Here is a 25,354-nt window from a genome sequence, read left to right as displayed (position 1 = left end):
CCTTCGCGGGGGCGACGGTTTATCAGATCGACTGCCCAGTCTTTGCCCAGTCGGCGAGGAATCCTTCGATGCCCTTTTCGGTCAGGATATGCTTGAACAGCCCCTTGATGACCGACGGCGGTGCGGTCATCACATCGGCTCCGATCTTCGCAGCTTCGAGAACATGGATGCCATGGCGGACGCTGGCGACCAGGATTTGCGTCGCATAGCCATAATTGTCGTAGATCAGCCGGATGTCGGAAATGAGCTGCATCCCGTCGAAACCATTGTCGTCGTGACGGCCGACGAAGGGCGAAACGAAGGTCGCGCCCGCCTTCGCCGCGAGCAGTGCCTGCGCGGCAGAGAAGCAGAGCGTCACATTGACCATCGTGCCGTCGCTGGTCAGCGCCTTGCACGTTTTCAGTCCGTCGATTGTCAGCGGCACCTTGATGCAGACATTGTCGGCGATGCGGCGGAGGATTTCGGCCTCCTTCATCATTGTGTCATGGTCGAGTGCGACGACTTCGGCCGACACGGGGCCGGTCGTCAGCGCGCAGATTTCGCGGGTCACTTCCTTGAAATCGCGGCCCGACTTGGCGATCAGCGACGGGTTGGTCGTGACCCCGTCGAGGAGGCCGGTTGCGGCGAGTTCCTGAATGTCGGCGATTTCGGCGGTGTCGGCGAAGAATTTCATGGGACGGGCTTTCTGTGGGAAGGGCGATTCGGATTGGTTTTCGCCCTAGAGCAACGGCAGGGAAAACTGAACCGTCCTGTCCCACTTTCGTCATGCCGGATTTGATCCGGCATCCATCGCAGCGGCGCCGCATGGACCCCGGATCAAAGTCCGGGGTGACGAGAATGGAGAAGGGGCTGGCGGTGACGGAAAAGGGCTAGCGTTCCATCTTTGTTCCGATTATGCGCGAACGCATGGCCAAAGCGAAACGCCAATATGTCTGCCAGAATTGCGGCTCCGCCACTTATCGCTGGCAAGGGCAGTGCGCCGATTGCGGAGAATGGAACACGCTCGTCGAAGAGGCCGGCGAAACTGTCTTTTCGGCCAAGCACGACCTGAGCAAAGGCGGGCGGACGATCGCGCTCGAAACGCTGAATGCCGAAAGCAAGATGCCCGAGCGGATGCTCTGCGGGATTGCCGAGTTCGACCGCGCGCTGGGCGGCGGTTTCGTCGCTGGATCGGCGACGTTGATCGGCGGCGATCCGGGGATCGGCAAGTCGACGCTGTTGTTGCAGGCGGCGGGACGGCTGGCGCAGGCGGGCAAGTCGGTCGTCTACATCAGCGGCGAGGAGGCGGCAGCGCAGGTGCGGCTGCGCGCGCAGCGTCTGGGACTCGGCAATGCGCCGGTCGCGCTCGCCAGCGCGACGTCGGTGCGCGACATATTGGCGACGCTCGACCGGCAGACCGCCGATTTCGTCGTGATCGATTCGATCCAGACGATGCACAGCGACCTGATCGACAGCGCGCCAGGGACGGTGAGCCAGGTTCGCGCGAGCGCGCAGGAGCTGATCCGCTATGCCAAGGACAGCGACGCCGCGATCGTGCTGGTTGGCCATGTCACCAAGGACGGGACGATCGCGGGTCCGCGAGTGCTGGAGCATATGGTCGACACGGTGCTGGCGTTCGAAGGCGAGCGCAGCCACCAATATCGCATCCTGCGCGCGGTGAAGAACCGCTTTGGCGGCACCGACGAAATCGGGGTGTTTGCGATGGGCGAGGAGGGGCTGGGCGAGGTTTCGAACCCGTCGAGCCTGTTCCTGACCGACCGCAGCCGCGACGTGCCGGGATCAGTGGTGTTTCCCGCGTTGGAGGGTACCCGACCGGTGCTGGTCGAGGTGCAGGCGCTGACCGTGCGACTGGCAAGCGGGGCGACGCCGCGCCGCGCCGTCGTTGGCTGGGACAGCGGGCGGTTGGCGATGGTGCTCGCGGTGCTCGAAGCGCGCTGCGGGCTGCAAATGGGCGCGGCAGAGGTCTACCTCAACATTGCGGGCGGTTACCGACTGACCGATCCCGCCGCCGATCTTGCGGTCGCCGCGGCGCTGATTTCGGCGTTCAGCGAACGGCCGGTGCCCGCCGATGCGATTGTGTTCGGCGAACTGTCGCTGTCGGGCGAGGTGCGGCAGGTGTCGCACGACGGATTGCGACTGCGCGAAGCGGCTAAGCTGGGTTTTTCGCGCGGCTGGGGGCCGAAGGGAATGAAGCCGGTTGGCGGAATTTCGGTGACCGGTTTCGAACGGCTCGGCGAACTCGTTGACCTGATGCTCGGTCGCGACTAGCCCCGGCGGAATGGGAAGTCTGACAGCTCTGGATATCCTCGTGCTGACGCTCGTTGGCGGCAGCGCGGTGCTCGGTTTTTCGCGCGGCCTGGTGCAGGAAGTGACGACATTGCTCGCGTGGATCCTCGCGATTGCGGCGGTTCGTTTCTTTCACCCTGTCGTCACCGACCTGTTGACCGGCTGGGTCGGCAGCGATGGCGGTGCCGCGATGCTGGCGTTTGTGCTGCTGTTCGGCGGCGTCTTCGCTTTTGCCAAATGGGGATCGCGCGCGATGGGACAGCGCAGCCGCGCGTCGCTGGTTGGCGGTTTCGACCGGGGGCTGGGCGCCGGCTTCGGTGCGGTAAAGGGGTTGCTGATCGCCGCGCTGGGGTTCATGGTCGTGACGCTGCTATACGACATTGGCTACGGCAATGCCCAACGTCCGACGTGGATGACCGACAGCCGCACCTATCCCGCGCTCAATGCGACGAGCCAGGCGATGAGCAAAGTGATCGCCGAACGCCGCGCGCAGGCGCGTGAAGCAAAAGTCGAGGTCCCGACACCATGAGTGCTCCGCTTTACAATCGCGATATCCTGGCGCTGGCGGTGGCGACGTCAGAACATCTGCCCAATCCGGACGCGCGTTATCACGCCGCGGCGCGCGCGCCGCTGTGCGGCAGTCGCATCCTCCTCGATCTCGATGCCAACGATGCAGGACAGGTGACCGGCATCGGTATGCATGTCGAGGCATGTGCGCTGGGGCAGGCGGCGGCAACGTTGCTGGCGCGTCACGTCAAGGGGCGCAGCCGCGAAGAGATTCGCGGCGCGCGCGATGCAATTGCCAGTTGGTTTGGCGGTATTGGCGATGTTCCCGACTGGCCGGGGTTCGGGCTGCTCGCCCCGGCGCGCGATTATCCTGCGCGGCAGGGCGCGATCCTCCTGCCGTTCGACGCCGCAATCCTGGCGCTCGAAAAGCAGAGCGCCCGGGTATGATTCTGCTCGGCCTCAGCGTGGCAGCGACCGAGGTCGCTGCTGAAAAGGTGACGGACACCGCGCTGTTCGAGGGGGCGATCCTGCTCGGTGTGGCGACGCTGTTCGTGCTGCTGTTCCGCCGACTCGGGCTGGGTGCGGTGCTGGGCTATCTCGTCGCGGGCTCGTTGGTCGGTCCCTATGGCCTGGGCTTGGTCGGCGGCGGCGAATCGAAGCTCGCTTTTGCCGAGATCGGCATTGCGTTTCTGCTGTTCCTCGTCGGGCTCGAACTGCATCCGCGGCGCTTGTGGGACATGCGCCGGGCGATTTTCGGGTTGGGGCTGGCACAGGTGGTGATCACCGGCCTGATCCTTACGGGCTTGATCATGATGACGCTCGGCTTCAGCTGGCAGGCGGCGCTTGCCTTGGGGCTGCCGCTCGCATTGTCCTCGACCGCGCAGGTGTTGCCCGGCCTCAAAAGTTCGGGGCGGATCAACTCGCCCTTTGGCGAAAAGGCCTTTTCGATCCTGCTGTTCCAGGATCTGGCGATCGTACCGATGATTACGATCATCGCGGTGCTGTCGCGCGCTCCCGCCAGCCCCGACGCGCCGCCGGGGTGGCAGATGGCGCTCTATACCGTCGCGGCTATCATCGTCCTCGTCCTCGCCGGGCGCTTTGTCGTGAACCCGTTGCTGCGCATCATCGGCCGTTATGGCGAGCGCGAACTGTTCGTGGTTGTCGGGCTGCTGGTCGTCATCGCCAGCGCCGCCTTCATGCACAGCCTGCACCTGTCGACAGCCTTGGGGGCATTCATCGCCGGGGTGATGCTCGCCGATTCGCCGTATCGGCACGAGATCGAGGCCGATGTCGAACCCTTCCGCCTGGTGCTGCTCGGGCTGTTTTTCCTCGCGGTCGGTATGGTGCTCGACCTCAACGTCATTCGCGAAGACCCGCTCCGCGTCGTGGCACTGGCCGCCGGGCTGGTCGCGGTGAAGGTGGCGGTGCTGACCGTTCTTGTACGTCTGTTCGGCAAGCCATGGAGCGTCGCACTCGGGCTTGGCCTGTTGCTCAGCCAGGGCGGCGAATTCGGCTTTCTGCTGTTCACCCAGGCCACCGAGGCGCAGCTGATCGCGCCCGAGGCGGCGAGCCTGTTCAGCGCGGTCGTGACGTTATCGATGATTTCGACCCCGTTCCTGATGCTGTTCGCGCGCAATCTGGAATTTGCGCCCGAAAGCATCAAAGCCGATCTCGACGATCCCGAACACGCGCCACGCGGGTCGGCCATTGTCGTCGGCTACGGGCGGTTCGGACAGATTGTGACGCAGATGCTGAACGCGGTCGATTGTTCGGTAACGCTAATCGACAAGAAGCCGAGCCAGATCGAGACGTCGGGGCGTTTCAATACCAAAGTTTATTACGGCGACGGGCTGAAGGTCGATGTGCTGCGCCGCGCCGATGCCGATGATGCACGGCTGATCATTTTCTGCACCGACGACCGCAGTTTTGACGCAGCAGTGCTGGCCCCGATCATCAAAGCCTTCCCGAACGCCAAGATCCTGACGCGGGTGTTCGACCGCCGTCAGTTGATGGCGATCGACGGCGCCGGGGTCGATGGCGCGGTGCGCGAAACCTTTGAAAGCTCGATCGCGCTGGGTCTGCTGGCGCTGAAGCAGATCGACGTCGATGATGATGAAATTGCCGATGTCGAACAGGCCTTGCGTCATCTCGATTCCGAACGCTTGCATGCACAGATCAGCGAGGGCGATCTGACCGCGGGGATGGACCACCGGTTCGTCGCCGGCGGCGGAAGGCAGGCGGCAAGTGTGCTCGAAACGCTGCGCGAACGGCGGCAGGCGGCGAAATTGGCAAGGGAAGAGGCGGAGGCGGCGGGGTAAGTTTCTGTGTCTGCCTAGCTTTACCCAAACTCTGTTCGCCCTGAGCTTGTCGAAGGGCCGTTCTTTCTTTTCAGCACTGGAAAGCAAAGAAGGACGGTGCTTCGACAAGCTCAGCACAAGCGGAGTTTGGGTGATCCGTAAAATCTAGCGGGGCTGGACGTCCAGAAACGCCGCGACCATGTCCAACCCGAATTCATCGGTGACAAAGCTCCGACCAATGCCGCGGGTCAGGATCAGCGGCAATTTGCCGCCGCGCACCTTCTTGTCATGCGCCATATGACCCGCCAGCGTTGCGCCGTCCGCCGCCACCCCAGCACTTGCCAGATCGTGCGGCAGACCAACCGCGGCAAGATGCGCAGCGACGCGGTCGGCATCGGCGGCCGAACACAGGCCTTGCGCAGCTGAAAAGCGATGCGCCAGCACCATGCCCGCGGCGACCGCTTCGCCATGCAGCAGTTTGTCCGAATACCCGGTTTCGGCTTCGAGCGCGTGGCCAAAGCTGTGACCCAGGTTAAGCAGCGCGCGGATGTCCTGCGTCTCGCGCTCGTCGGCGGCGACAATCCGCGCCTTGGCAGCGACGCTATGCGCGATGGCTTGCGCGCGCGCGGCGCTGTCGCCCCCCAGCAGCGCCGCGCCATTCGCTTCGCACCAGCCAAAAAAGTCGGCATCGTCGATCAGGCCATATTTGACCACCTCGGCATAGCCCGCGGCGAGATCGCGGCGCGGCAGCGTTGCGAGCGTCGCGGGGTCGATCACGACCAGTGCGGGCTGGTGAAAGGCACCGATCATATTCTTGCCCGCGGCGACGTTGATCGCGGTCTTGCCGCCGACGCTGCTGTCGACTTGTGCGAGCAGGGTGGTCGGTACCTGGATGAAGTGACAGCCGCGCTTCACGATGCTGCACGCGAAGCCGACGAGATCGCCGATGACGCCGCCGCCAAGCGCGATGACATGATCGCTGCGCTCGACGCCTTCGCCGATCAGCCATTCGGTCAACCTTGCCAACCCGGCCCAGCTTTTCGTTGCCTCGCCGGGTTCGAGGACGAAGGAGGAGAAGGAGATATTCTCCATTGCCAGCGCGGTGCCGAGTGGGATCAGATAATGGTCAGCGACATGCGCGTCGGTGACGATCATCGTCCGCGGGCGTTTGAGCAGCGGCGCCACATGTGTTCCGATCGACCGGATCAGCCCATCGCCGATCAGGATCGGATAACTGCGGTTGCCGAGTTCGACGGTCAGTTGTTCCATTGCGGGTCTTTCCACTCTGACAAGGCCTCCATGATCGCGCGTACCGTGTGATCATGTGGCGTGCTTGCCGAACCGATGCGCAGATGGGCTTCGGCATAGATCGGGTTTCGCACCGCCGCCAGTTCGCGAAGCACTTCGCGCGGGTCGCGGTTCTTGAGCAGCGGTCGATGGCTGCGGCGACCGACGCGCTCGACCAATGTCTCGATGTCGGCGTCGAGCCAGATGCACAGACTGTCACGCAGGATCAGCGCGCGTGTTTCGTCGTTGATAAAGGCACCGCCGCCAGTCGCCAGCACCATCGGTTTGCCGGCCAGCAGCCGCGCGATCACCCGCCGCTCGCCATCGCGGAAATGCGCCTCGCCGAACCGTTCGAAAATATCGGCGATGGTCATGTCGGCGGCGCGCTCAATCTCGTCGTCGGCGTCGGCAAACCGCATCCCCAATCGCTGGGCCAAGCGGCGGCCAACGGTCGATTTTCCCGACCCCATCAACCCGACCAGCACGATCGACCGGTCGCGGATCGACGCGGGAATGGCAGAAGCCGGGCTTTTCGGGTTTCGCGACATGGTGGGCGCGGCTATACCGTTCGAGACGCGCGGAACAACGGTTTTCGCCGATAAATGCAGGTCCGGCTGTCCGGGCGCGAAGGATTGAGGTGGACGTGGCCGACAAGATTGCCGAAAGCGTGGCGTGATGACTAAAAAACCGCTGATGCTGACCTTGGCCTTGTCGGGTACCGCGCTTGCCGCCGCGCTGGTGCTGCCCGCGCTCGCGCAGGAATCGCTGCTGCCCGAAGGTTTTGGCAATCCTCCCGACACGCCGGCACCGCGTCCGACGCCGACCCCATCGCAAGCACCTACGCCAACATCGACCCCGAAAAACGGTGCGACCCCGCCGCCGGTCACCTCGACGGTAAGCGCCACCGACACGGCCGGAACGCCCGGCGAGGCTTCCGATGAGGAGGGCGAGGATGGCGAAGAGGTCGCGCCTGGCACGCTGAAATATGATCTTCCGCCCGGCGCGCGGCGTTTGCTGACGCGGATCGGACCATTGACCCCCGAAACCGGGGGGCTCGCACCCGATGCCTTTGGTGTGCGCGGTCAATATGCCGCGGCGATCATGCGGCGGACCAACGGCCAGCTTGCGTCGCGCTGGGGTCAGATCCTGCTGCGGCGGTCACTGGTATCGGCGATCGATACCCCCGGCACGATCAACGGCGCCGACCTGGCCGCCGACCGCGCGTCGCTTCTGCTCCGGATGGGCGAATCGATCGCGGCGCGCTGGATCGTTCAGGCGGTCGACTATGACCGGGCCAGCCCGCGCCTGGTGGCGGCGGCGCAGCAGACTTATCTGGCCAACGCCGATCCGGCGGGCATGTGTCCCTATGTTCCAGCTGGTCTGGCCCATGGCGACGAGCAGGCCTGGCGGCTGGCGGCGGCGATTTGTTCGGGCTTGTCGGGCGAGGCCGGCCCGGCAGGTTGGGCGATCGGCCGGGTGCGGTCGAGTGGCAAGATTGCCAACTTCGACATCCTGCTCGCGGAGCGGGTGCTCGGCGCCACCGGCAGCGGGCGGCGATCGACCACGATCGAATGGGATAATGTCGACCGGCTGACGAGCTGGCGGTTCGGCATGGCGACTGCCACGGCGGTGCCGGTCCCCGAACCGCTGCGCACGTCGATCCCTGCCCATATGAAGGGCTGGACCGTCCTCGCGCCGATGACCGACATGGCAAATCGGGTTGCCGCGGCGCCCGAGGCGGCGGCGCGCGGCGTGCTATCGAGCGAAGCCTATGTGTCCTTGCTGAGCGCGGCGGCGGGCGAGGAAGAACCTTCGGAGGCGCTGGCGGCGCAGACCGACCAGCTCCGCGCCGCCTTTGGCGCCGCGAATGGCGCCGACCGCTACGCGGCAATGCAAGGGCTGTGGAGTGCTGGGACGGCACCGCTGCAAAGCTACGCGGCGATGGTCGCGACCGCGCGTGCCGCCGCAGCATTGCCGGTGAGCACCGATGTCGGCAGCGATCCGTGGCAATTGCTGGGATCGATGCTGGCAGGCGGCTATGACGCCAACGCCATCGCTTGGGTGCCGACCGTGACCGTCGGAAGCCACGCTTGGGGCGTGCTGGCGGTCGGTTCACCGCGACCCCTAAACGGCACCACCGCTGGCGCCGTCGGGCAGTTTTCGAGCGATGACGACAGCGCCGATTATCTGCGCTCGAAATTCCTGCTCGCCGGGCTGGCCGGGCTCGGGCGGATCGAGACGGGCGCTGCAGCGTCGGCGGCGAGCGACCTCGGCGTCGATCTGGGCAAGCAGACGCGCTGGTCGCGCGCAATCATGGCCGCCGCAGAGCGGCGTGAACCCGGGATGGTGGCGTTGCTGGCCGCGACAGGGATGCAAGGCGAATGGTCGAAAGTGCCGCCCTATCATCTCTATTACATCGTCCGGGCGCTACGCGAGGTGGGACTGGCGTCCGAAGCGCGGATGATCGCCGCCGAAGCGCTGGTGCGTGTCTGAACCTGACCGTTTGATGGCGCAGTCAGACGATGTCTGACGGGGCAGCGATCGACCGCTTCCTGGAAATGATGGCGGCGGAGCGAGGCGCCTCGCGCAACACGCTGGCTGCCTATCGCCGCGATCTGGAGCAGGCGGCATTATGGGTCAAAGGCCCGCTCGCCGATGCGAATGTCGCGGTGCTGCGCCAATTGATGGCTGACTATCAATCACTTGCGGCAAGCAGTGCGGCGCGCAAGCTGTCCGCGCTGCGTCAGTTCTTCGCCTTTCTGCTCGACGAAGGCGACCGCGCCGACAATCCTGCGCTCGATATTGCACGGCCAACGACGCGGCGCCCGCTGCCGCGCATCCTGACGCACGATCATGTCGGGCGGCTGTTTGCACAGGCCGAAGAGGACGCCGCGGGTGAAGCGCCAGCCGCGGCGGCGGTGCGGATGCTGTTGCTGCTCGAACTTCTTTATGGATCGGGACTGCGCGCGAGTGAACTGGTAGCACTGCCGCGGCGGGCGATTGCCGGCGAGCGCGAATATCTGATCGTGCGGGGAAAGGGAGACAAAGAGCGGTTGGTGCCGCTGTCGGATCGCGCCCGCGGGGCGCTCGACCGCTGGCTGCCGCTCATCGCCGACGGTTCGCTTTGGCTGTTTCCGTCGGGCAAGAGCCACGTCTCGCGCGTCCGGCTGTTCCAGATGCTGCGCGATCTCGCGGGCCGCGCGGGGATCGATCCGACCGCGGTCAGCCCGCATGTGCTGCGCCACGCTTTTGCCACCCATCTGCTCGAAGGCGGGGCGGACCTGCGGGCATTGCAGTTGATGCTGGGCCACGCGGACATCGCGACGACCGAAATCTATACCCATGTCGACAGCCGCCGCCTCGTCGAGCTGGTCAACCAGCGCCATCCGTTGGCGCAGATGCGCGATCATATTGCCGACGTTGACCTCGGGTCACCTTCGTCCTAGCGCTCTCCGCCATGACAGCCTTTCTGGACTTCGAAAAACAGGTCGCCGCGCTCGATCGGCAAATTGCTGAATTGCGCGAGATGCGGGACGACCCCACGCTCAACATCGACAATGACATTGCGCGGCTGGAGGACAAGTCCTCGAAATTGCTGCGTGATATCTATGCGAAGCTGACGCCGTGGCAAAAGACGCAGGTTGCGCGCCACCCCGACCGCCCGCATTTCAAACATTATGTCGCCGAAATGTTCGACGACTGGATGCCGCTGGCGGGCGACCGCAATTTCGGCGACGATCAGGCGATTCTGGGCGGCCTCGCGCGCTTTCGCGGGCGCCGCGTGATGGTCATCGGCCATGAAAAGGGCGACGATATTCCGTCGCGCATGAAGCATAATTTCGGGATGGCCAAGCCGGAGGGCTATCGCAAGGCGATCCGCTTGATGCAACTCGCCGACCGTTTTGGCCTGCCGGTGGTAACGCTGGTTGACACCTCGGGCGCGTTTCCGGGCATCCAGGCCGAAGAACGGGGCCAAGCCGAAGCGATCGCTCGCTCGACCGAACAATGCCTCGCGCTCGGCGTTCCGATGGTTGCGGCGATCGTTGGGGAAGGCGGGTCAGGCGGCGCAATCGCGCTCGCCGCCGCGAACCGTGTGCTGATGTTTGAACATGCCGTTTATTCGGTGATTTCGCCCGAAGGCTGCGCGTCGATTCTGTGGCGCACGTCGGATAAGGCCGCCGATGCCGCGGCGGCGATGAAGATGTCGGCGCAGGATCTGCTGGGGCTGAAGATCATCGATCGCATCGTTTCCGAACCCGTCGGCGGCGCCCACCGTGATCCCGACGCTGCGATTGCCGCGCTCGGCGATGCGATCGCACAGGAACTGGACAGCCTGTCGGGCTTGCCGCGCGACACGATCCTGGCGGCGCGCGAGGAAAAATTCCTGGCCATGGGGCGCGCCTGACCGACGTCGCAGCGGAACCCGATTGCCGCGATTTGCGTTCACTGTCCATAATGGGGCCGCGGCGCGGGTACTGCCGTTCAGGTGCGGTTTGCGTCGCGGTCAATAAGGGATATCCCGGAACGACGAACAGCAAGGGGAGGCGCATCGATGACCCGGACAAAAAGAATGAATGATATGGCAATCAAGCTGGCGGCGTCGGTTGCATTGGGCAGCCTTGCTGTGACCGGCGTCGCCGATGCGCAGCTGAAAGCGATCAAGACCGCGACCAGCATCTCCCCGTCCGAACGGAAGCAGGGCGATGACGCGCACCCGCAGCTGATGGCGGAATTTGGCGGCGCGTATAGCGGCCCGCAGACGGCCTATGTTGTCCGCGTCGGACAGAATATCGCTCTGCAATCGGGGCTGTCGAACGCGCGCAGTGATTTTACCGTCACCTTGCTCAATTCACCGGTGAACAACGCGTTCGCGATTCCCGGCGGCTATGTCTATGTCACCCGGCAGCTGATGGCGCTGATGAACGATGAGGCCGAACTGGCCGGGGTGCTGGGGCATGAGGTTGGCCATGTTGCGGCACAGCACAGCAAAAAACGCCAGTCGGCGGCGACGCGGAACCAGATCCTCGGGGTACTCGGCGCCGTACTCGGCGGCGCGATCGGCGATAGCGGCGGCGTGCTCGGCGGGCTCGGCGGTCTCCTCCAGAACAATGCGATGCAGGTCGCGCAAATGGCGACACTGGGCTTTTCGCGCAGCCAGGAATTACAAGCCGACCAGCTCGGCGTTCAGTATCTGCGCAGCGCAGGCTATGATCCGCTGGCGCTATCGACGATGCTGGCGAGCCTTGCCAACCAGACCAACCTCGACGCCCGATTGTCGGGCGGCGATGCGCGTTCGCTGCCCGCGTGGGCGAGCACCCACCCAGACCCCGCCTCGCGCGTCCGCAATGCCCAGACCCTGGCGAGCCGCGTCGGCGGCACCGGGGGGACGCGCAATGCCGATGCGTTTTTGGCTGCGGTCGACAATGTGCTGTATGGCGACGACCCCGCGCAGGGGGTGGTCGAGGGTAACGAGTTCCTGCACCCCGACCTGCGGCTACGGTTCGCGGTGCCGCGCGGATATGGTATGCAAAACGGGACGACCGCAGTGACGATCAGCGGCAATGGTGGGCAGGGGCAGTTCACGACCGGGCCGTATAACGGCGACATGAACACGTATTTGGCCGCGGCGTTCAAATCGGTGGCGGGCAACACTGCGATCAGCCCAAGCTCGGTCCAGCGCACAACGGTCAATGGCATTCCCGCCTATTATTCGACCGCGCGCGTCGCCAGCCAGTCGGGCCAGGTTGATGTGACCGTTTTTGCCTATGAATTCTCGCGTAGCAGTGCGTTCCACTTTGTCACGTTGACCAAAGCGGGCGGGACCGGTGTGTTCAATTCGATGTTCAATAGCGTCCGGCGCTTGAATGCGGCCGAAGCGGCGGCGATCAGACCGCGGCGGATCGATGTGGTGACCGTGGGCCGCGGCGATACGATGGCCACTCTGTCGCGGCGCATGGCATATACAAATTATCAGGCGGAGCGGTTTCAGGTGCTCAACCGCTTGACCCCGTCGAGCCGGTTGACGCCGGGGCAGAAGGTGAAAATCGTTGTTTATGCGGGCCGTTAGCCCAACAAAAAAGGGCGGCCGTTACGACCGCCCTTTCTTTTTTTCTCCGACCGGATAACCGGGCGGCGGTGCCGATTAGCTCTTTTTCAGACCGTTATCGACCTTCTGGAAGGTGCTGGTAACGCTGTTGCCAACCGCGCCCATGGCGGTGATGCCGGCGACGGCGATCAGAGCGGCGATCAGGCCGTATTCAATGGCGGTTGCGGCCTTGGTATCGCGAACGAACTTTTTGATGAACTTCATGACTGGTCTCCTGATATCACTTACCCTGTTGACGGTCTGGTCTGGGTCAACACTGGCTGGTTTACGGCGAATAGGTTTTGAAAATCTTAATGGCGGAACCAGGATAGATTGTCCGCCAGGTCCCATAATCGGACAGTGGATCACATGACATTCGTCGCCGATGTCGAAACGGTGTCCCACATATTCATCGTAGAATTGCCGACTTCGGTAATTGTGCTGACCGCGGCAAGAAAGACGAGGGCCAGTATCAGCCCATATTCGACGGCTGTGGCGGCCCTGGTCGACCGCATCAGCCTGTAAAGATTGCGCATTGTTCCACCCCTGACTGAAGTGTAGTTCCCGAGGATGCCGATGTTCGCACAGGAAGGTTAACAATTTGTCCGCGCCTAGCCCCGGAAAACTGCCAAAAACCGGCCTTTTTGTGGTCGCCGCCGCACTGGTCGACCGTGACGGGCGCTTGCTGGTCCAGCAGCGTCCGGAAGGGTTGTCGATGGCGGGATTATGGGAGTTTCCGGGCGGCAAGGTCGATCCTGGCGAAACGCCCGAGCAGGCGCTGGTCCGCGAACTGGCCGAGGAATTGGGCATCGACGTCGAGCAGGCGTGCCTGGCCCCCGCCTGTTTCGCCAGCGACATGCTGGGCGACCGGCATTTGTTGCTGCTGCTCTATGTGTGCCGCAAATGGCATGGCACGCCGGTGGCGCAGCACGCCAGCGCGCTTCGCTGGGTGCGCCCGGTCGAACTCCATAGCCTTGACATGCCACCCGCCGATAAGCCGCTGATCGGCCTGCTGGAGGCGTTGATCTAGCTTTTTGGTTTCAACGCTGCGGCGAGCGACGTTTGCCCGCTGCCTCGCCGTGCTGGTTGCGGCTGGTCCGGATGCGGCGCCCAGCCGCTGAAATGGACGATGCGCAGGCTTTCGGCAATGCGACCGTCCGGATCCGCCTGCGCGGCAAAGGCGTTCGCGATCTGTGCTACTTCGGCGCGGGTCAGCGGCGGCGGGGCAGGGTACAGGCGGCTTGCCAGCCCCGCCGCGCGCAGATCACGGACCAGCGCCAGCCAGTCGCCATAGCGCACTGTCAGTGCTTCGACATCGACCACAGGCAGGGTAAAGCCCACCCGTTGGAGCAGATTGCCCATCGCCGCGAGGTCGATCTGCGGGTGCAGTCGCGCGATCGGGCGCACGCCATCGGTCATCACCGCACGCCGCAACCGTGGCAGGCTGCCGTCGCCGAGAAAAGCGCCGAGCAGCAACCCGTCAGGCGCCAGTAACGCGTGCAGGCGCACAAGCGCGCCCGGTACATCGTTGACACTGTCGAGACCACCGGGCCAGACGATCAGGTCGAAGCTGGCAAAGGGCAGATCGATCGCATCGGCTTCGGCAACCAGTGCGCCGCTGGCGACGGCCAGCCGCGGACCAGCCTCAATGATCGTCAGTTCGGTGCTGACACCCCGCAAATGGTCGGCCAGCGCCTGATCATGCGCGCCGATGAGCAGGATGCGCGCGAAATCGCGTTTCACCATCGCCAGCCGGTCGCGCAGCGTTTCGGCGATGATCGGGGCGAGGAAATTGGCCGACGCAGGCAGGCGCGCGAGCCGGTCGCGCTGGGCGCGGTGGCGAGCGGCAGAAAAAAGTGGGCGTTGCGGCGGCGACATGCCGTGCTTGTGCCGCCCCGGACGATGCGGCACAAGTCGGAGATGGCAACGGCGACGGGGGAAGTCGAAAATACGGGCGCGACGGCGGCGGCATGGCTCCGCGGCTTGCGGATATTGGCGCGCGCGGTCGCTGATTATGCGTTGCCGCCGCGCTGCCCCGGTTGCGGCGTCATCGTGGGCGAGGACCGGCAATTCTGTCTGACGTGCTGGACATCGCTTGATTTTCTCGACGGCCCGGCCTGTTCGCACTGCTCGATCCCGCTGCCGACGGCGCTGCCGGGCGGGTCGATAGCATGTGGCGCCTGCCTTGCCAGTCCGCCGCCGTTCGAAGGCGCGCCAGCAGCGGTTGCCTATGGTTCGGTCGCGCGCACTGTGGCGCTCCGGCTGAAATATGGGCGACGAACCGGCCACGCGCGATTGATGGCGCGGCTGATGGCGCGGCAATTGGCGGCGCTTGGCAGCGCCGACGATATTCTGCTGGTGCCGGTGCCGCTGCACCGCTGGCGGCTGTGGTCGCGCGGTTTCAACCAGGCCGCGCTGGTTGCCGACGAATTGTCGCGGATTGGCGGCGCGACGCGCGACCATCATCTGCTGCTGCGCATCAAATCGACCGCCTCGCTCCGCGGCAAAGGGCGGCGCGAGCGTGAAAAGATTGTCGCCGGGGCGTTCGCGCTGGCGGATGATGCGAAAATCCGCGCGGCGGGGCGCCATATCGTGCTGATCGACGATGTTCACGCGAGCGGCGCGACGTTGCGCGCAGCGGCGAAAGTGCTGCGGCGCAGCGGCGCGGCGCGAGTCTCTGCCCTCTCTTGGGCGCGGGTCGTGCCCGACGCCCTGATGACGAGCAACATATTTGACTTTGCTTCGTTGGATTCCGATATGACGGATCAGATGATGACAGGATAGGCTATGGCCAAGATCGAAGTTTTTACAAAATTCCTTTGTCCCTATTGCTCGCGCGCAAAGGCGTTGCTCGATCGCAAGGGTGCGGAATATCAGGAAATCGATGTCACGATGGACCGTGCCGGATTCGACGCGATGGTCGCGCGCGCGGGCGGCGCGCGCACCGTCCCGCAGATTTTCATCGACGGGCAGCATATCGGGGGCAGCGACGACATGGCAGCGCTCGACGCGCGCGGCGGGCTCGACCCGCTGCTGGGGATCGCCTGACCTTGATCGTTTTCGACCTTTGCTGTGCCGCCGGGGATCACCGGTTTGAAGCCTGGTTCGCGAGCAGTGACAGTTTTGCCGATCAACAGGCGCGCGGCCTGATCAATTGCCCGGTGTGCGGCGACAGCGATGTCAAAAAGGCGGTGATGGCGCCGCGCATCGGCGCAAAGTCGAACCAGATGACGATCGTGAGCCATGCCAAGCCGGATAATGTTGCCGACCATGGCGCGATATCGCCCGAACTGGTCCGCAAGGTGATCGCTGAAATTGCGACAAAGCAGGCCGAAATGCTGCCCCAGTCGCGCTGGGTCGGACGTGACTTTGCCGACGCGGCGCGCGCGATGCACGAAGGCCGTGCGCCCGAAGATTTGATCCACGGCCAAGCCTCGCCACAGGAGGCGCAGGCGCTACGCGACGACGGGATTGCCGCGATGCCGCTGTTGGTGCCGATTGCGCCGCCCGACGCCGTAAATTGACCCCGACCAATTGACGCTGCGCGCCGCGCCCCGCTACAGGAAAGGCGGCGCATCCGTAGCTCAGCAGGATAGAGCATCAGATTCCTAATCTGGGGGCCGTGGGTTCGAATCCCGCCGGGTGCACCATTTCCGTTCAGCTTTGGGCACCAAGTGCGGCGGAGTGCCGATTGCAGCTCGCGACAGAGCGGCTTTCGATCCGGAGATACGGATTTCCCTATGTCCGACTTCGACGCGATCAACGAGCAGACGGATATAATCCCTTCGCGCTGCTGAGGCCTGGCCGCGCAGCTTATTCCGCATCAAGGAACCGAATTTTTCCACAATCTCCGGCGTGATTCGACGCTCGCCATCAGCAATCTGCCGTTCCAACGCGTCAATATCGCCTGCGATCGCGCGCTTCTGGGCCGCGATGTTGGCAATTTCCGCGGCGATTTGCGGATCGTCGGGGGCGTAAAGGCCGGAGCGAACCAGCTTGATCACGTTGGCGCTTTCGCCATCTAGCAGTGTCAGGCGAGTACGAAGCTGCTTCAGGCCTTCACGGCGACCGACCTGAACCTCTTCGCTGCGATCGATCCAAGCGGATAACAGCGCTTTGAGCCGCTCGGGGCCGAGAATATGTTCAGAAACGGCGTTGACCACCAGATCGTCGAGCGCATCCATTCGAATGCGCCGACCGGGACATTGAGTTGCGCCCCTCGCTGCTCGGCGATGACAAGCATAGTAGCGGTATCGTCCACTCTTGCCAGTCGACGTCGTCATGCCGCCCCCGCAGCCGTCTCCCCCGCACCCGCAGACGACAGAGCCTGTTAGGAGGTTGCCGTTGGTCTTGACCGCAGCGACGCCCATCTTTGGATCGCGCGCGGCCATTTGCGCCTTGGCAGCATAGAACAGCTCTTCGCTGATGAGCGGAGGAACGGGGATTGGCACCCATTCGTTCTCGGGGCGCGCTTCTCCCGTGCGGGAGTCGCGCTGATTATAGAATGCGACACCAATATAAGCGGTGTTAGTCAGAATGGCGTGGACGTTGGACACGCTAAACGGCTTGCCCCGGAGACGTTCACCCCATTCATTCAAGAGCTGGGCGAGATTCGTGATACCAATCGGTCGGCCCCTATATCCATGCACGTAGGTTTCAAAGGCGAGGGGAGGGATATGTTGGGTCTCGGGATCAATCACGAGCTTTCTGCGGTCTTTTCCCTTGGCTTGAGGGACAGCAACAGTTTTGTAGCCGATTGGCGGCGTCTGCCCATTCCAAAAGCCCTTCGCAGCGTTGGCCAGCATCGTGCGCTTCACGTGCTTAGCGTTTTCTGCGCTATGATATTCATCGACTAGGGAAATCATGCCGAAGGAAAAATCCGCAGCGGGATCATCGCCGAAGGCCTGGGTGATGGAAATGATCCGCACTTTGTGTCGCCGAAGCTTCTCTTTGTATTGCATGAAGTGAAGCGCGTTACGGAACAGCCGCGATAAGGAGTGAACAAGGATGATATCGACGGGTCTGTCGTCGCCCATCGCGAGGGCTATCATCGCCTGAAACTCGGTTCGCCCATCCTTGGTGGCGCTTGCGCCCGCGTCGATGAAGGTTGCGGCTTTGCAGGCATCATGTTCGGCGATCCAGCGTTCGGCCCAATCGATCTGATCTGAGATCGACAGCTCATTGTCCGCCTGCTTGCGCGTGGAAACACGGGCATAGATGGCCACCCGCTTTCCTTGATGATCTTTACTCATGCGGGCTTACTCCAAACAGCTCTGCGATCGCGATGCCGAACCATCGATCAATGAGTTCGGCCTCGGCCGGAATCGACGACCATGAATCATCGAAGTGGTAACTGACAAGAGGAATGACCGCGTCGTTCGTCTTGAGGGATTGTCGCGTTGTGGGACGCGTTCGAGATGGGTTTTTCTTCATCTCGAGTTTTTGGCATCGCTAAAAAAGCGGCAAGCGGAGGGTCACTTTCGAAACGCGCCCAACTCGCAAGGGCATCGGGGTCAGCGACCTCCCGCAGGCCAGATATTGGGATTGAAGTGCGCAGCGATTTCGGGAGTGTCCTCTGTCTGTGAGCTCGGCGGAACAACTTATTTGCAGAGCAATTTGCTGCTTTAACTGACGACAATATCGAGCCCGGGGCTCGCTATTCCGAAGAGATGTATCTCGCCGTGAGCGCAAGCGAGGTAGCAAGACGGTGGATCGGTCCTGCAACCGATTTTGCGCATCGCTTCGCAGCGACGAAACACCTTACTGTTGGGCCGTTTTTGCGATAAAGTGGCCAAAATGATGGTGACGCATCGGAGTTAAGACGATGGAGCCGAATTTAGAGGATGTTTGGGAACAGGCGCTCGCGGCGGAACGGCTTTACGGCGATGATGCGATCGAGATGATCACCATCCGTATGATCGCGAGCTTAAAGCTCAGGGATTATATTGCAGCAGGATTTTGGTCTGCGGTTGCAAATCGCTTAAGCGATGTTCACGCGATCAAAACGAAAATTTCGCCAATACCCTTCTCTCAGACAAATAGCGCGACCGAGGGCGCCGATGGCGGCGATCTGCGCGTGACAGATACTGAAGTTGGCCTTTGGGCTAACCGACAGAGAAATCCGGGGCATCTTTAATAGCAGGTCTTGCAGACAGTAAATGCCTACCCGTCGCCTGGATATCATAGCGAGAGCGATACAGAATTTTCTCTGCGACGCCGGAGTGCCGGCGGAAGACAACGACACGTTGTCGAGAGCTGCTGCATTGACTCTCGAGCCCAAAACCATATCGTTTTGCCCGTAAGCCCAGTCTGCTACCCGGTTGATTGGCGAGTCTTCTCTTGCGTAGCCATACCAAGAGGGCGGAAAGGCCTCGCTGGAAAGCGAGGCCTTTCTTGCGGGCACCAGCGCATCGTTCAGCACCGTACTTTTTTGCCAAACGGACAGTGTGAACAGTCGCCAGACTAACTTTTCACTGCGGATGTACGGGTGCTTTGCACCGCGCCGTGATCAGAAGCGTCATCGCGATCGATGGACGCGATAGGCCGTGACAGGAACTCATGCATCGGATCGGTAGGGTGGGCGGTGATCATCATGGCGTGGTCGCGGCTACAATAGGCTGCTTCAATGTCCAGTGTCATGGAGCATCCTTGTTGCTGACGACCGGGGCTGAACTTCGGGCGCCCGGAGAAATGGGGCGCCCATGGGCCGCGCCCGATTACGCTAGCCGAAGATCCGAGAGGAAATCCCCTGCTCCCGCTTTGGAGCCCCAGATTCTCGGCAACCGCCTGCAGCTGAAGTTTGCGATAATGACCGAGGTCATCACCGTCGTCCCTAAACCATAAATGGGGATGCCCCTGGGCCGAGAAACCGCCCCGCCCGGACCTTAGCCTCTTGTTGGCCTTTTCCTGTCCAATTTTGCAAGCGCGCCTCCCGAACTCCTTTAGCCTGCATATATCGTCCAGCGTTTCGAAATCCTCGCAGGACGCCTTGCCGCTCCGTTTCCGAAAACCCGTTTTTAGCTCTCCGGTGCTTGGATCGGCTGCTGCAGGCCGTGCGTCAACGAGCCAGATCAAAGTCACAGTTTTGATAAGGTTGGCGAGATCCTTTTTCGACGTTCTGTAGGAGGAAGTATTTCGGTCGCCGGACGGCGGAAGAGACGCAGCGTCACAGAAACGGCTTATTTCGATGAGATTGACAGCCACATTCTGTCGTCGGTCGAGTGACCAGAGCGTCACGGCAGGTCGGTTCTGTGACCATGCGGCCTGGCCGCCATGCTTTTCGAACCACGCCGCTGGATGGGCTCGCAGATTATCTTGTGTCAGTCGGGCTTCGAATTCACTCGTCCCCCGAAGTATATCGGGCAGCTCATCGCCACATTCGAGGAGGATTTGAGGCAGGTGCGACGCCGCGGCGAGCGACCAGGCCCCGCCCATGAGGGAATCTCGCTCTGCGAAGACGCAAGTCGGCGGAAGCAGGATCGTTGTCTGTAGAGGCATCATTTCCAGCAATCGGTCAATCTGAAGCTGGTTTGTGGTGACGGCCTCGGAACTTGGTCCCGCCGTGATGCTGTCGATGCCCTGACGCATGGTCATGAAAATGCCGTCGTCGCGATAGGCCATCGCGCACATCCCCCTGTCATTCATCGCGAGTCGGGCGAATTCCGCATGCGCGCATAAGGCGTCGGCTGGTGCGAGAATACGGCGGATGTCGCGGTTCCGCCAAAAGCGGGTGACTTCGTCGGGCCACCCTTCTCGGGTGCGCAATTCTGGCGCTAAGGCGAAGGCAGCGCGAAAATCCTTGGCGAGCAGGAATTTGCCAACGCGTCGGTGATCGCGATTATAAACGTGGAGGAGCCTCGCCAGATCTCGCGGCGTGTGACCGATGAGAGCCTGGAAGATCCATTCCCTGTCAGGCTCATAATGAGGACAGTTCGCGACGGCATAGTCAGTCGATGATGGAATTGACCCCGCCTTAGGCTCGTCCGGCATGATCCTGCATTGGCGATATAGACCGGACTCGATTTCCGAGATGCTCATGTCCATGTGGAGCAGCGGCGATCGGGGATACGCTTCGCGAGACAGTCCGGCGAGGATGCCGAGGTGCGGGGCGCGAAACATGCCCCACTCGTCGAATGCGCCGGCCACTTCGGATGAATAATCCCATCCCTCGCGAAGCAGAGCAACTATGCGCCGCTCGCTCACGGACTCACCGGCACAGATAGTCTTGTAAATTTGGCGGTGGCGGGCTACCCACTCAATAGACGATAACATTGGCATTCTAAAAGACTCCTTTGACAAAAGTCTCCTATTCTAGGATTTGCACCTATAGGTCGGCAAGCATTCGGGATATTTTTTCCAAATCTTCCGTTAGTCTGTGATCGTCGGTATCGATCCATAACTGCATTCCCTCGATAACCCGGCCGAGATATTCCGCCGTCTTTTCGAGTTGCTGCCATAAAGTTATGTTGCGTGGATCGTGCTGTAACTGGGACTCGCGCGTTCGCATTTCGCCAGTCAGCTGCGCCGCATAATCCTCAAGTTCGCGATAAGAGCCGAACACGCGCTCGTCCGAGCCGAGCGTCAGCTTGACACTGCGTTGACCGCTCATAATCCTTCGACCCCGTCTGGACGAAGCCGGAGATTGGCATCGTGCACATTCAGCCAATCGTGTGCTGCGCCGCGCGTAATCTTTCCGGTCGGTTCCGCGACATTCAGAAACTCGGCAGTGCGCGCGATCAGGAAATATTGTCCGCGGGTCATCGGTTTGGCGCGCCAGCTTTGCGTCGGTTGCGAGGCCTCGCGATCGGCCCATCGTGCACATTCCTCGGCATAACCGCGGCGTTCACGATCAAGAATGATCGCTTCGCCTTTGCGGTGCCATTGATCGAAGTTCGCGCGAACCGCGGCAACCTCGACCGAGAGATTGTCGGCGTCACTTGATCCCGTGGCATATTGCGCGAGAATTGCTGCGTATCTGTCCACCGGAAGACTGCGCAGATATAGGCGGGCCGACGCCATCTCGCCTGTATAACCAGCGCGGCGGTCCGCTGCGGCGAGAGTTCTGGCGTGCCAATTTTCATGGCGCGTTATTTGGTCAATGCCGCTTCGGGCGGAACGCTTTGCCTTTTGAATGGCCGCGAGTTCCTCGCGGAGTTTCGCTTCCCTGGCTTTGGCGTCCGCGAGTTTGCGGCGCCGGCTCACTTCGTCTTTGTCGAACATTGTCTGCCTCCTTCAGCGGGGCAGCCCAATTAGCGTGGCAGCGCGCGTACCGTGCGGAGGGTCACTTCGACAGGCGAGTGGCAGATCGGTGACCCTCCGCGTTTGAGGGTGAGCGAAGTTGTAAGCTTCGATCCGAAGCAAAATCCCAAACTGATAGGTAGAAGGGGAAGAGGGGGGTGGGAGTGCGAAAGAAACGTTGACCGGGGTCAACAGGCCCATGGCTTTCGTCCCACCCCCCTCTTTCAAGTGAGCAAAATGGCGCAAAGCATGCAGTTGATCGGCGAAGATGGCGTAATGGCGCAGGCCGATGCGCGGGCCTTCGCAATTCTCATGGCGACAGACCGCACCGCGCGCCGATTGAGGGCAGCGGACCGGACGATCGCAGGCGCGATCAATCGCGTTGCCACGATGCGCCGCAGGCGCGAGGCCGGGGCCGAAAGAGCTTACGCCATCGCTGACCGAGCGTTGCAGCGCGAGCTTGCCGAAAGCATTGCACCGGGATGGGGGCGCACGTTTCGGGTAAAGATGCAAAGCCCGCCATTCAGACCGGCATCCGACCGTAAAATCAGCAGATCGAAAATGGCGCCTTCCGCTGCTCGCCCGCTACGTCGATATCGGACCCCGCTGATCGATGCTCGCGGCCGTGTCGCGCTTTATATGAACGTCACCTACAAGGGTTTCAACTCGAAGGGTTGGCGTTCCGGCCTTGCCGCAGCCCACGTTGAGTATATTTTTCGCGATGGTTCGCTCGAAGAGGGCGATGTTCAACTGGTCCATCCGATCAGCAATATGGGCGAGAGCGTCGAAGAAATCGAAGCGGCCTGGCGCATGCTGGAGGCCGTCGAGGAAGGCTATCGGGCCAACGCCAAGGTCCAGTATCGTGTGGTGCTGAACTTGCCGCATGAACTGAGTGCCGGGCAGCGCCGTTCGTTCGTATACGAGTTCTGCGAACGGACTTTTGGTCGGCTCGGTTTGCCCTACGCTGCCGCTCTCCATGTGCCGGACGAATTGAGCGATCAGCGCAATGTTCACGCCCATATCGTGTTTTCGACCCGGCCCTGCGAACGCACCGCATCCTATCAGTGGGACGTCGCGGAGGAGAAGGTCAACGGTCTCACCAACAAGGCGGGCCTGTTCCGGCTGCGCGCGCTCTGCGCGGCGCATATGAATCAAGCCTGTCGCCACGCGGGCCTAGCAACACGCTTCACGCATCTTAGCTATCAGGCGCGCGGTTTGAATGCCCAGCGCCAGGAGCGGGTGGGGCCGGAACGCATGGCGGCATTTGACCGCGGCGAAACAGTCGCGGTGATCGAAAACAACGCCCACATCGTGACGCTCAATGAATTGAGTGTCGCGACCGACAGCACCGCCAAAAAACTTGTCCTAGCCGAGCGTGAAACCGCGCTGCTGGCACGTAGTGTGGAGATCGCGGCGAGACGCCGCAATCTTGATGCGCAGCGCGATACGCTCGCCAAACTTACGAGACGTATTCGCGCGGTCACTATTCCCTCGCGTCGCCGCCCCCTACCGGACGTCGCAATCGTCCGCGAAATTGCGTCGCGCGCTGCCAGTGTCCGGAAAGCGATCCAGGCACGGGTCGCCCGTAACGTGCCCATGGGTCGTAGCGCCAACGTGCGGAGCATCGCGGCCACCGTCCGACGGATGATAGCCCAGCGAATACTGTTGGAAGCGCGCCGCACAGGTGTAGATCAGGCGGTGACGCAGCTCGGGGCTATACGCCAGCGGCTGGATCAGAATCGGCTGGCCACTACCACTGCCACTACCACTGCCACCGCCACCGCCGCTGCCGCCAATGAAGTGGGTCGCTCGGTTTTGCTCGGGGCGAAAGTTGCGCCCTACCAGACGGGCAAGCTCGGACTTGAGTTGGATATATCGCGGCTCGATGGCGCTGAGGCCGCGCGTGTGCAGGCTATGGACGAGCATGCGCGCCGCGCCGCTCTCTCTGAGCGTCATCGCAATGATCGCCGAACTGCTGCGGATCTGAAAGCGGCGGCTGAGGAAGGCAAGAGACAGCACCAGGTGGCATGGCAGAATTTGCTCGAGGAACTCCGCACGAAGCGGCGCCACATTGCGACCAAGGACGGAAAGCCAGTGTGGGATCCATCGATGCTTGGTCACCACGGCCTCAAACCCGCTGCAAACCCGCCGACAGAACTCGCGCACGATGTTCAGGAAATTCTACAGCGGCAGCACGCCGAAATCTCGCAGATTGCGGAGTTTTCCAAAACAGCTCCGGGAAGCATCCGAAATGTCGACGGGAAGTGGTCGGCACCGGAGCATGCGCCTGCTGATATTAAGCGTCTTGTCCAAGCGTGGAGTGATGAGCCGCGTATGCAATCGGTCTGGGGGCGCGAGGCTCAGTCCGTCGGCGCGCGCGCATATGTTGCCGGCACCTCCAGATTGGCTGACCCGTCTCCTTCGATTCCAGATGGCAGGCAGACCGCGCCGGTAACGACCGCAAGGGACGCTGAGGTTCCGGCCGCGGGAGATTTGCCGGCGAGCGCAGCGGGACGAAGGCCCGCGGCATCCGAGATGCCGGGCACCCGGTATGAAGAAATGCTCGTTGCGGCAGCCGAAGCGCGCCAACGCCGCGACGCGCGATGGCGCAAGACGCGACGGATCGATACCCATGTCGAGATGTCCGTCACGCCAGAATCAATCAGGAAAGTTCTGGAAGAGAGACCGCCGCACGTGGGCAACCGCCCGTTTCCGAAAGGACCGGGCCTTGGACATTAGGGTCAGCATGCATCGTTCGTTCCAGAAGATGACTGGAGCGAGGGGCACGGCGGACCATCGGTCATGCGGACCGATGCTCGCCCAAATCGAGGAATTCTGATTTTCGCAGTTTGGGCGCACTCGCAGACGAGACGGGCTTTATGCGGCAGCGCTTTCCGCGACTGAATAGGAGTTTCTGCCCTCCCGCTTACAATTGTAGAGCTGTTCATCTGCGCGCCGCAGGATGCAATCTATCTTTTCCGCTCGGCTGCCGATGGCAACGCCGAGGCTAACCGTCATCGGAATTAGATGACTGTCATAGACACAGGGCAATTTTTCGATTGTGCGGCAAATTGAAGCCGCCAGGCTGCGGGCGTCTGCCAAGCTTGTCCAGTCGGTCAGTATCGCAAACTCGTCTCCACCCAGCCGAGCTACCGTTGCTCCTTGAGGGCTAAGCTGCACCAGTATGTTCGCAATATGCCTGATCGCCTCATCGCCCGCATCATGGCCTAAATTATCGTTGATGCTCTTGAAGTGGTCAATGTCGGCCAACAAAAGAAGGACCGGCTGAGCGATGCGGTTGTTACTGGGTTGGTCCCTCATTTTCGCAGCGGCGGTGAGGAGTGCACGTCGATTCAATAAACCGGTCATTTCATCGTGGTCGGCAAGCCATTCTACCTTTCCGTGCAACCTGAAATATCGGTAGTTCAGCAAACCTACCCAGAGTGAAATCGGGGGCGAAATCAACATGGGAATCAACAGCGCGGCCACGATCGAGCGGTGATAGAGATCAGGTGGGAGGTCGCTGCTTATCCAGGAAACGATCGCCACCGAAGCCGTCATCGCAATTATCATGATGATCAGACCTCGGCCTGCGAGATTGAAGATCAATGTTTTGCTGTGAACGGGCATCGCTCTCGGTCTCCCATCTGGCGGG

Annotated in this window: 25 protein-coding genes and 1 tRNA gene; 15 read left to right on the top strand and 11 right to left on the bottom strand. The window is 62.2% G+C overall.

The window, feature by feature from the left end:
- Positions 1 to 22: 22 nt before the first annotated feature.
- Positions 23 to 673 (bottom strand): fructose-6-phosphate aldolase, encoded by a 651-nt coding sequence (gene fsa / locus B4F07_RS08225; RefSeq protein WP_293698595.1) that lies wholly within the window; start codon positions 671 to 673, stop codon positions 23 to 25.
- Between the two features lie 233 nt (positions 674 to 906).
- Here fsa and radA point away from each other — a divergent pair, with 233 nt between their 5' ends.
- Genes radA through B4F07_RS08205 form a run of 4 tightly spaced genes read left to right on the top strand, consistent with a single transcriptional unit; the run spans position 907 to position 5,111 of the window.
- On the top strand, positions 907 to 2,268 hold the full coding sequence (gene radA / locus B4F07_RS08220) for a DNA repair protein RadA (RefSeq protein WP_293698592.1): 1,362 nt from the start codon (positions 907 to 909) through the stop codon (positions 2,266 to 2,268).
- Between the two features lie 10 nt (positions 2,269 to 2,278).
- Entirely contained in the window at positions 2,279 to 2,815 is a 537-nt protein-coding gene (locus B4F07_RS08215; protein WP_293698590.1) for a CvpA family protein, read from the top strand.
- Positions 2,812 to 3,240, top strand: coding sequence for an iron-sulfur cluster assembly scaffold protein (locus B4F07_RS08210; RefSeq protein WP_293698587.1), 429 nt, complete (start codon positions 2,812 to 2,814; stop codon positions 3,238 to 3,240). The genes B4F07_RS08215 and B4F07_RS08210 overlap by 4 nt, the downstream gene beginning before the upstream one ends.
- Positions 3,237 to 5,111, top strand: a complete 1,875-nt coding sequence (locus tag B4F07_RS08205; RefSeq protein WP_293698585.1) for a cation:proton antiporter — start codon at positions 3,237 to 3,239, stop codon at positions 5,109 to 5,111. Before B4F07_RS08210 ends, B4F07_RS08205 begins: the two co-directional genes overlap by 4 nt.
- 144 nt (positions 5,112 to 5,255) lie before the next feature.
- Here B4F07_RS08205 and aroB read toward each other — a convergent pair whose 3' ends face one another.
- Positions 5,256 to 6,359 (bottom strand): 3-dehydroquinate synthase, encoded by a 1,104-nt coding sequence (gene aroB / locus B4F07_RS08200; RefSeq protein WP_293698583.1) that lies wholly within the window; start codon positions 6,357 to 6,359, stop codon positions 5,256 to 5,258.
- Positions 6,347 to 6,925, bottom strand: a complete 579-nt coding sequence (locus B4F07_RS08195) for a shikimate kinase (protein ID WP_293698580.1) — start codon at positions 6,923 to 6,925, stop codon at positions 6,347 to 6,349. Before B4F07_RS08195 ends, aroB begins: the two co-directional genes overlap by 13 nt.
- Before the next feature lie 127 nt (positions 6,926 to 7,052).
- Between B4F07_RS08195 and B4F07_RS08190 the strand changes: the two genes are divergently transcribed.
- From B4F07_RS08190 to B4F07_RS08175, 4 genes are all read left to right on the top strand, one after another.
- Positions 7,053 to 8,870, top strand: coding sequence for a hypothetical protein (locus B4F07_RS08190; RefSeq protein ID WP_293698577.1), 1,818 nt, complete (start codon positions 7,053 to 7,055; stop codon positions 8,868 to 8,870).
- 29 nt (positions 8,871 to 8,899) lie between these two features.
- Positions 8,900 to 9,823, top strand: a complete 924-nt coding sequence (locus B4F07_RS08185; RefSeq protein ID WP_293698574.1) for a tyrosine recombinase — start codon at positions 8,900 to 8,902, stop codon at positions 9,821 to 9,823.
- 11 nt (positions 9,824 to 9,834) lie between these two features.
- Positions 9,835 to 10,782 (top strand): acetyl-CoA carboxylase carboxyltransferase subunit alpha, encoded by a 948-nt coding sequence (locus tag B4F07_RS08180; protein WP_293698571.1) that lies wholly within the window; start codon positions 9,835 to 9,837, stop codon positions 10,780 to 10,782.
- Between the two features lie 165 nt (positions 10,783 to 10,947).
- Complete coding sequence (locus B4F07_RS08175) at positions 10,948 to 12,444, top strand: M48 family metalloprotease (protein WP_414711681.1); 1,497 nt, start codon at positions 10,948 to 10,950, stop codon at positions 12,442 to 12,444.
- A gap of 75 nt (positions 12,445 to 12,519) precedes the next feature.
- On the opposite strand, the gene B4F07_RS08170 is transcribed toward B4F07_RS08175, so the two are convergent.
- Positions 12,520 to 12,687 (bottom strand): Flp family type IVb pilin, encoded by a 168-nt coding sequence (locus B4F07_RS08170; protein ID WP_293698566.1) that lies wholly within the window; start codon positions 12,685 to 12,687, stop codon positions 12,520 to 12,522.
- Positions 12,688 to 12,827: 140 nt separating this feature from the next.
- The gene (locus tag B4F07_RS08165) at positions 12,828 to 12,977 is read right to left on the bottom strand and encodes a Flp family type IVb pilin (protein ID WP_293704710.1); all 150 of its coding nucleotides are present in this window, start codon (positions 12,975 to 12,977) and stop codon (positions 12,828 to 12,830) included.
- Between the two features lie 131 nt (positions 12,978 to 13,108).
- Between B4F07_RS08165 and B4F07_RS08160 the strand changes: the two genes are divergently transcribed.
- On the top strand, positions 13,109 to 13,492 hold the full coding sequence (locus tag B4F07_RS08160; RefSeq protein ID WP_414711753.1) for a (deoxy)nucleoside triphosphate pyrophosphohydrolase: 384 nt from the start codon (positions 13,109 to 13,111) through the stop codon (positions 13,490 to 13,492).
- Here the strand turns inward: B4F07_RS08160 and B4F07_RS08155 are convergent.
- On the bottom strand, positions 13,489 to 14,373 hold the full coding sequence (locus B4F07_RS08155) for a methyltransferase domain-containing protein (protein WP_293698558.1): 885 nt from the start codon (positions 14,371 to 14,373) through the stop codon (positions 13,489 to 13,491). The genes B4F07_RS08160 and B4F07_RS08155 overlap by 4 nt on opposite strands.
- Here B4F07_RS08155 and B4F07_RS08150 point away from each other — a divergent pair.
- The 4 genes from B4F07_RS08150 (at position 14,365) to B4F07_RS08135 (ending at position 16,112) form a co-directional block, all read left to right on the top strand.
- Positions 14,365 to 15,246, top strand: a complete 882-nt coding sequence (locus tag B4F07_RS08150; RefSeq protein ID WP_293704708.1) for a ComF family protein — start codon at positions 14,365 to 14,367, stop codon at positions 15,244 to 15,246. The genes B4F07_RS08155 and B4F07_RS08150 overlap by 9 nt on opposite strands.
- A gap of 3 nt (positions 15,247 to 15,249) precedes the next feature.
- A complete protein-coding gene (gene grxC / locus B4F07_RS08145) occupies positions 15,250 to 15,510 on the top strand; it encodes a glutaredoxin 3 (RefSeq protein WP_293698553.1) in 261 nt (86 codons plus the stop codon).
- Between the two features lie 2 nt (positions 15,511 to 15,512).
- A complete protein-coding gene (locus tag B4F07_RS08140; RefSeq protein WP_293698551.1) occupies positions 15,513 to 15,986 on the top strand; it encodes a DUF1178 family protein in 474 nt (157 codons plus the stop codon).
- Between the two features lie 49 nt (positions 15,987 to 16,035).
- Positions 16,036 to 16,112 (top strand) — tRNA-Arg (locus B4F07_RS08135).
- Here the strand turns inward: B4F07_RS08135 and B4F07_RS17450 are convergent.
- Positions 16,071 to 17,714, bottom strand: coding sequence for a recombinase family protein (locus B4F07_RS17450; protein ID WP_414711684.1), 1,644 nt, complete (start codon positions 17,712 to 17,714; stop codon positions 16,071 to 16,073). The genes B4F07_RS08135 and B4F07_RS17450 overlap by 42 nt on opposite strands.
- 572 nt (positions 17,715 to 18,286) lie before the next feature.
- Between B4F07_RS17450 and B4F07_RS08125 the strand changes: the two genes are divergently transcribed.
- Positions 18,287 to 18,598 carry a hypothetical protein gene (locus B4F07_RS08125; RefSeq protein WP_293698548.1) on the top strand — a complete coding sequence of 104 codons (312 nt, stop codon included), beginning with the start codon at positions 18,287 to 18,289 and terminating at the stop codon, positions 18,596 to 18,598.
- Positions 18,599 to 18,924: 326 nt separating this feature from the next.
- Here the strand turns inward: B4F07_RS08125 and B4F07_RS08120 are convergent, their stop codons facing one another.
- Genes B4F07_RS08120 through B4F07_RS08110 form a run of 3 tightly spaced genes read right to left on the bottom strand, consistent with a single transcriptional unit; the run spans position 18,925 to position 21,681 of the window.
- Complete coding sequence (locus tag B4F07_RS08120; RefSeq protein WP_293704704.1) at positions 18,925 to 20,739, bottom strand: hypothetical protein; 1,815 nt, start codon at positions 20,737 to 20,739, stop codon at positions 18,925 to 18,927.
- Positions 20,740 to 20,785: 46 nt separating this feature from the next.
- Entirely contained in the window at positions 20,786 to 21,070 is a 285-nt protein-coding gene (locus tag B4F07_RS08115; RefSeq protein WP_293698542.1) for a hypothetical protein, read from the bottom strand.
- The gene (locus B4F07_RS08110; RefSeq protein ID WP_293698539.1) at positions 21,067 to 21,681 is read right to left on the bottom strand and encodes a hypothetical protein; all 615 of its coding nucleotides are present in this window, start codon (positions 21,679 to 21,681) and stop codon (positions 21,067 to 21,069) included. The genes B4F07_RS08115 and B4F07_RS08110 overlap by 4 nt, the downstream gene beginning before the upstream one ends.
- A gap of 267 nt (positions 21,682 to 21,948) precedes the next feature.
- Here B4F07_RS08110 and B4F07_RS08105 point away from each other — a divergent pair, with 267 nt between their 5' ends.
- On the top strand, positions 21,949 to 24,438 hold the full coding sequence (locus B4F07_RS08105; protein ID WP_293698536.1) for a MobA/MobL family protein: 2,490 nt from the start codon (positions 21,949 to 21,951) through the stop codon (positions 24,436 to 24,438).
- A gap of 138 nt (positions 24,439 to 24,576) precedes the next feature.
- Here B4F07_RS08105 and B4F07_RS08100 read toward each other — a convergent pair whose 3' ends face one another.
- Positions 24,577 to 25,329, bottom strand: a complete 753-nt coding sequence (locus tag B4F07_RS08100; RefSeq protein ID WP_293698534.1) for a GGDEF domain-containing protein — start codon at positions 25,327 to 25,329, stop codon at positions 24,577 to 24,579.
- Between the last annotated feature and the right edge of the window lie 25 nt (positions 25,330 to 25,354).

Origin of the sequence: Sphingopyxis sp. UBA6723, from assembly GCF_002454115.1 — a bacterium.
Classification (GTDB): domain Bacteria; phylum Pseudomonadota; class Alphaproteobacteria; order Sphingomonadales; family Sphingomonadaceae; genus Sphingopyxis.
This window is presented reverse-complemented; position numbering and strand designations above follow the sequence as displayed.

What these genes read in the sequence shown, in the direction of transcription:
- fsa (WP_293698595.1), bottom strand. Translation starts at nt 673, where the DNA reads ATGAAATTCTTCGCCGACACCGCCGAAATCGCCGACATTCAGGAACTC.
- radA (WP_293698592.1), top strand. Translation starts at nt 907, where the DNA reads ATGGCCAAAGCGAAACGCCAATATGTCTGCCAGAATTGCGGCTCCGCC.
- B4F07_RS08215 (WP_293698590.1), top strand. Translation starts at nt 2,279, where the DNA reads ATGGGAAGTCTGACAGCTCTGGATATCCTCGTGCTGACGCTCGTTGGC.
- B4F07_RS08210 (WP_293698587.1), top strand. Translation starts at nt 2,812, where the DNA reads ATGAGTGCTCCGCTTTACAATCGCGATATCCTGGCGCTGGCGGTGGCG.
- B4F07_RS08205 (WP_293698585.1), top strand. Translation starts at nt 3,237, where the DNA reads ATGATTCTGCTCGGCCTCAGCGTGGCAGCGACCGAGGTCGCTGCTGAA.
- aroB (WP_293698583.1), bottom strand. Translation starts at nt 6,359, where the DNA reads ATGGAACAACTGACCGTCGAACTCGGCAACCGCAGTTATCCGATCCTG.
- B4F07_RS08195 (WP_293698580.1), bottom strand. Translation starts at nt 6,925, where the DNA reads ATGTCGCGAAACCCGAAAAGCCCGGCTTCTGCCATTCCCGCGTCGATC.
- B4F07_RS08190 (WP_293698577.1), top strand. Translation starts at nt 7,053, where the DNA reads ATGACTAAAAAACCGCTGATGCTGACCTTGGCCTTGTCGGGTACCGCG.
- B4F07_RS08185 (WP_293698574.1), top strand. Translation starts at nt 8,900, where the DNA reads ATGTCTGACGGGGCAGCGATCGACCGCTTCCTGGAAATGATGGCGGCG.
- B4F07_RS08180 (WP_293698571.1), top strand. Translation starts at nt 9,835, where the DNA reads ATGACAGCCTTTCTGGACTTCGAAAAACAGGTCGCCGCGCTCGATCGG.
- B4F07_RS08175 (WP_414711681.1), top strand. Translation starts at nt 10,948, where the DNA reads ATGAATGATATGGCAATCAAGCTGGCGGCGTCGGTTGCATTGGGCAGC.
- B4F07_RS08170 (WP_293698566.1), bottom strand. Translation starts at nt 12,687, where the DNA reads ATGAAGTTCATCAAAAAGTTCGTTCGCGATACCAAGGCCGCAACCGCC.
- B4F07_RS08165 (WP_293704710.1), bottom strand. Translation starts at nt 12,977, where the DNA reads ATGCGGTCGACCAGGGCCGCCACAGCCGTCGAATATGGGCTGATACTG.
- B4F07_RS08150 (WP_293704708.1), top strand. Translation starts at nt 14,365, where the DNA reads ATGCGGCACAAGTCGGAGATGGCAACGGCGACGGGGGAAGTCGAAAAT.
- grxC (WP_293698553.1), top strand. Translation starts at nt 15,250, where the DNA reads ATGGCCAAGATCGAAGTTTTTACAAAATTCCTTTGTCCCTATTGCTCG.
- B4F07_RS17450 (WP_414711684.1), bottom strand. Translation starts at nt 17,714, where the DNA reads ATGAGTAAAGATCATCAAGGAAAGCGGGTGGCCATCTATGCCCGTGTT.
- B4F07_RS08125 (WP_293698548.1), top strand. Translation starts at nt 18,287, where the DNA reads ATGGAGCCGAATTTAGAGGATGTTTGGGAACAGGCGCTCGCGGCGGAA.
- B4F07_RS08120 (WP_293704704.1), bottom strand. Translation starts at nt 20,739, where the DNA reads ATGCCAATGTTATCGTCTATTGAGTGGGTAGCCCGCCACCGCCAAATT.
- B4F07_RS08115 (WP_293698542.1), bottom strand. Translation starts at nt 21,070, where the DNA reads ATGAGCGGTCAACGCAGTGTCAAGCTGACGCTCGGCTCGGACGAGCGC.
- B4F07_RS08110 (WP_293698539.1), bottom strand. Translation starts at nt 21,681, where the DNA reads ATGTTCGACAAAGACGAAGTGAGCCGGCGCCGCAAACTCGCGGACGCC.
- B4F07_RS08105 (WP_293698536.1), top strand. Translation starts at nt 21,949, where the DNA reads ATGCAGTTGATCGGCGAAGATGGCGTAATGGCGCAGGCCGATGCGCGG.
- B4F07_RS08100 (WP_293698534.1), bottom strand. Translation starts at nt 25,329, where the DNA reads ATGCCCGTTCACAGCAAAACATTGATCTTCAATCTCGCAGGCCGAGGT.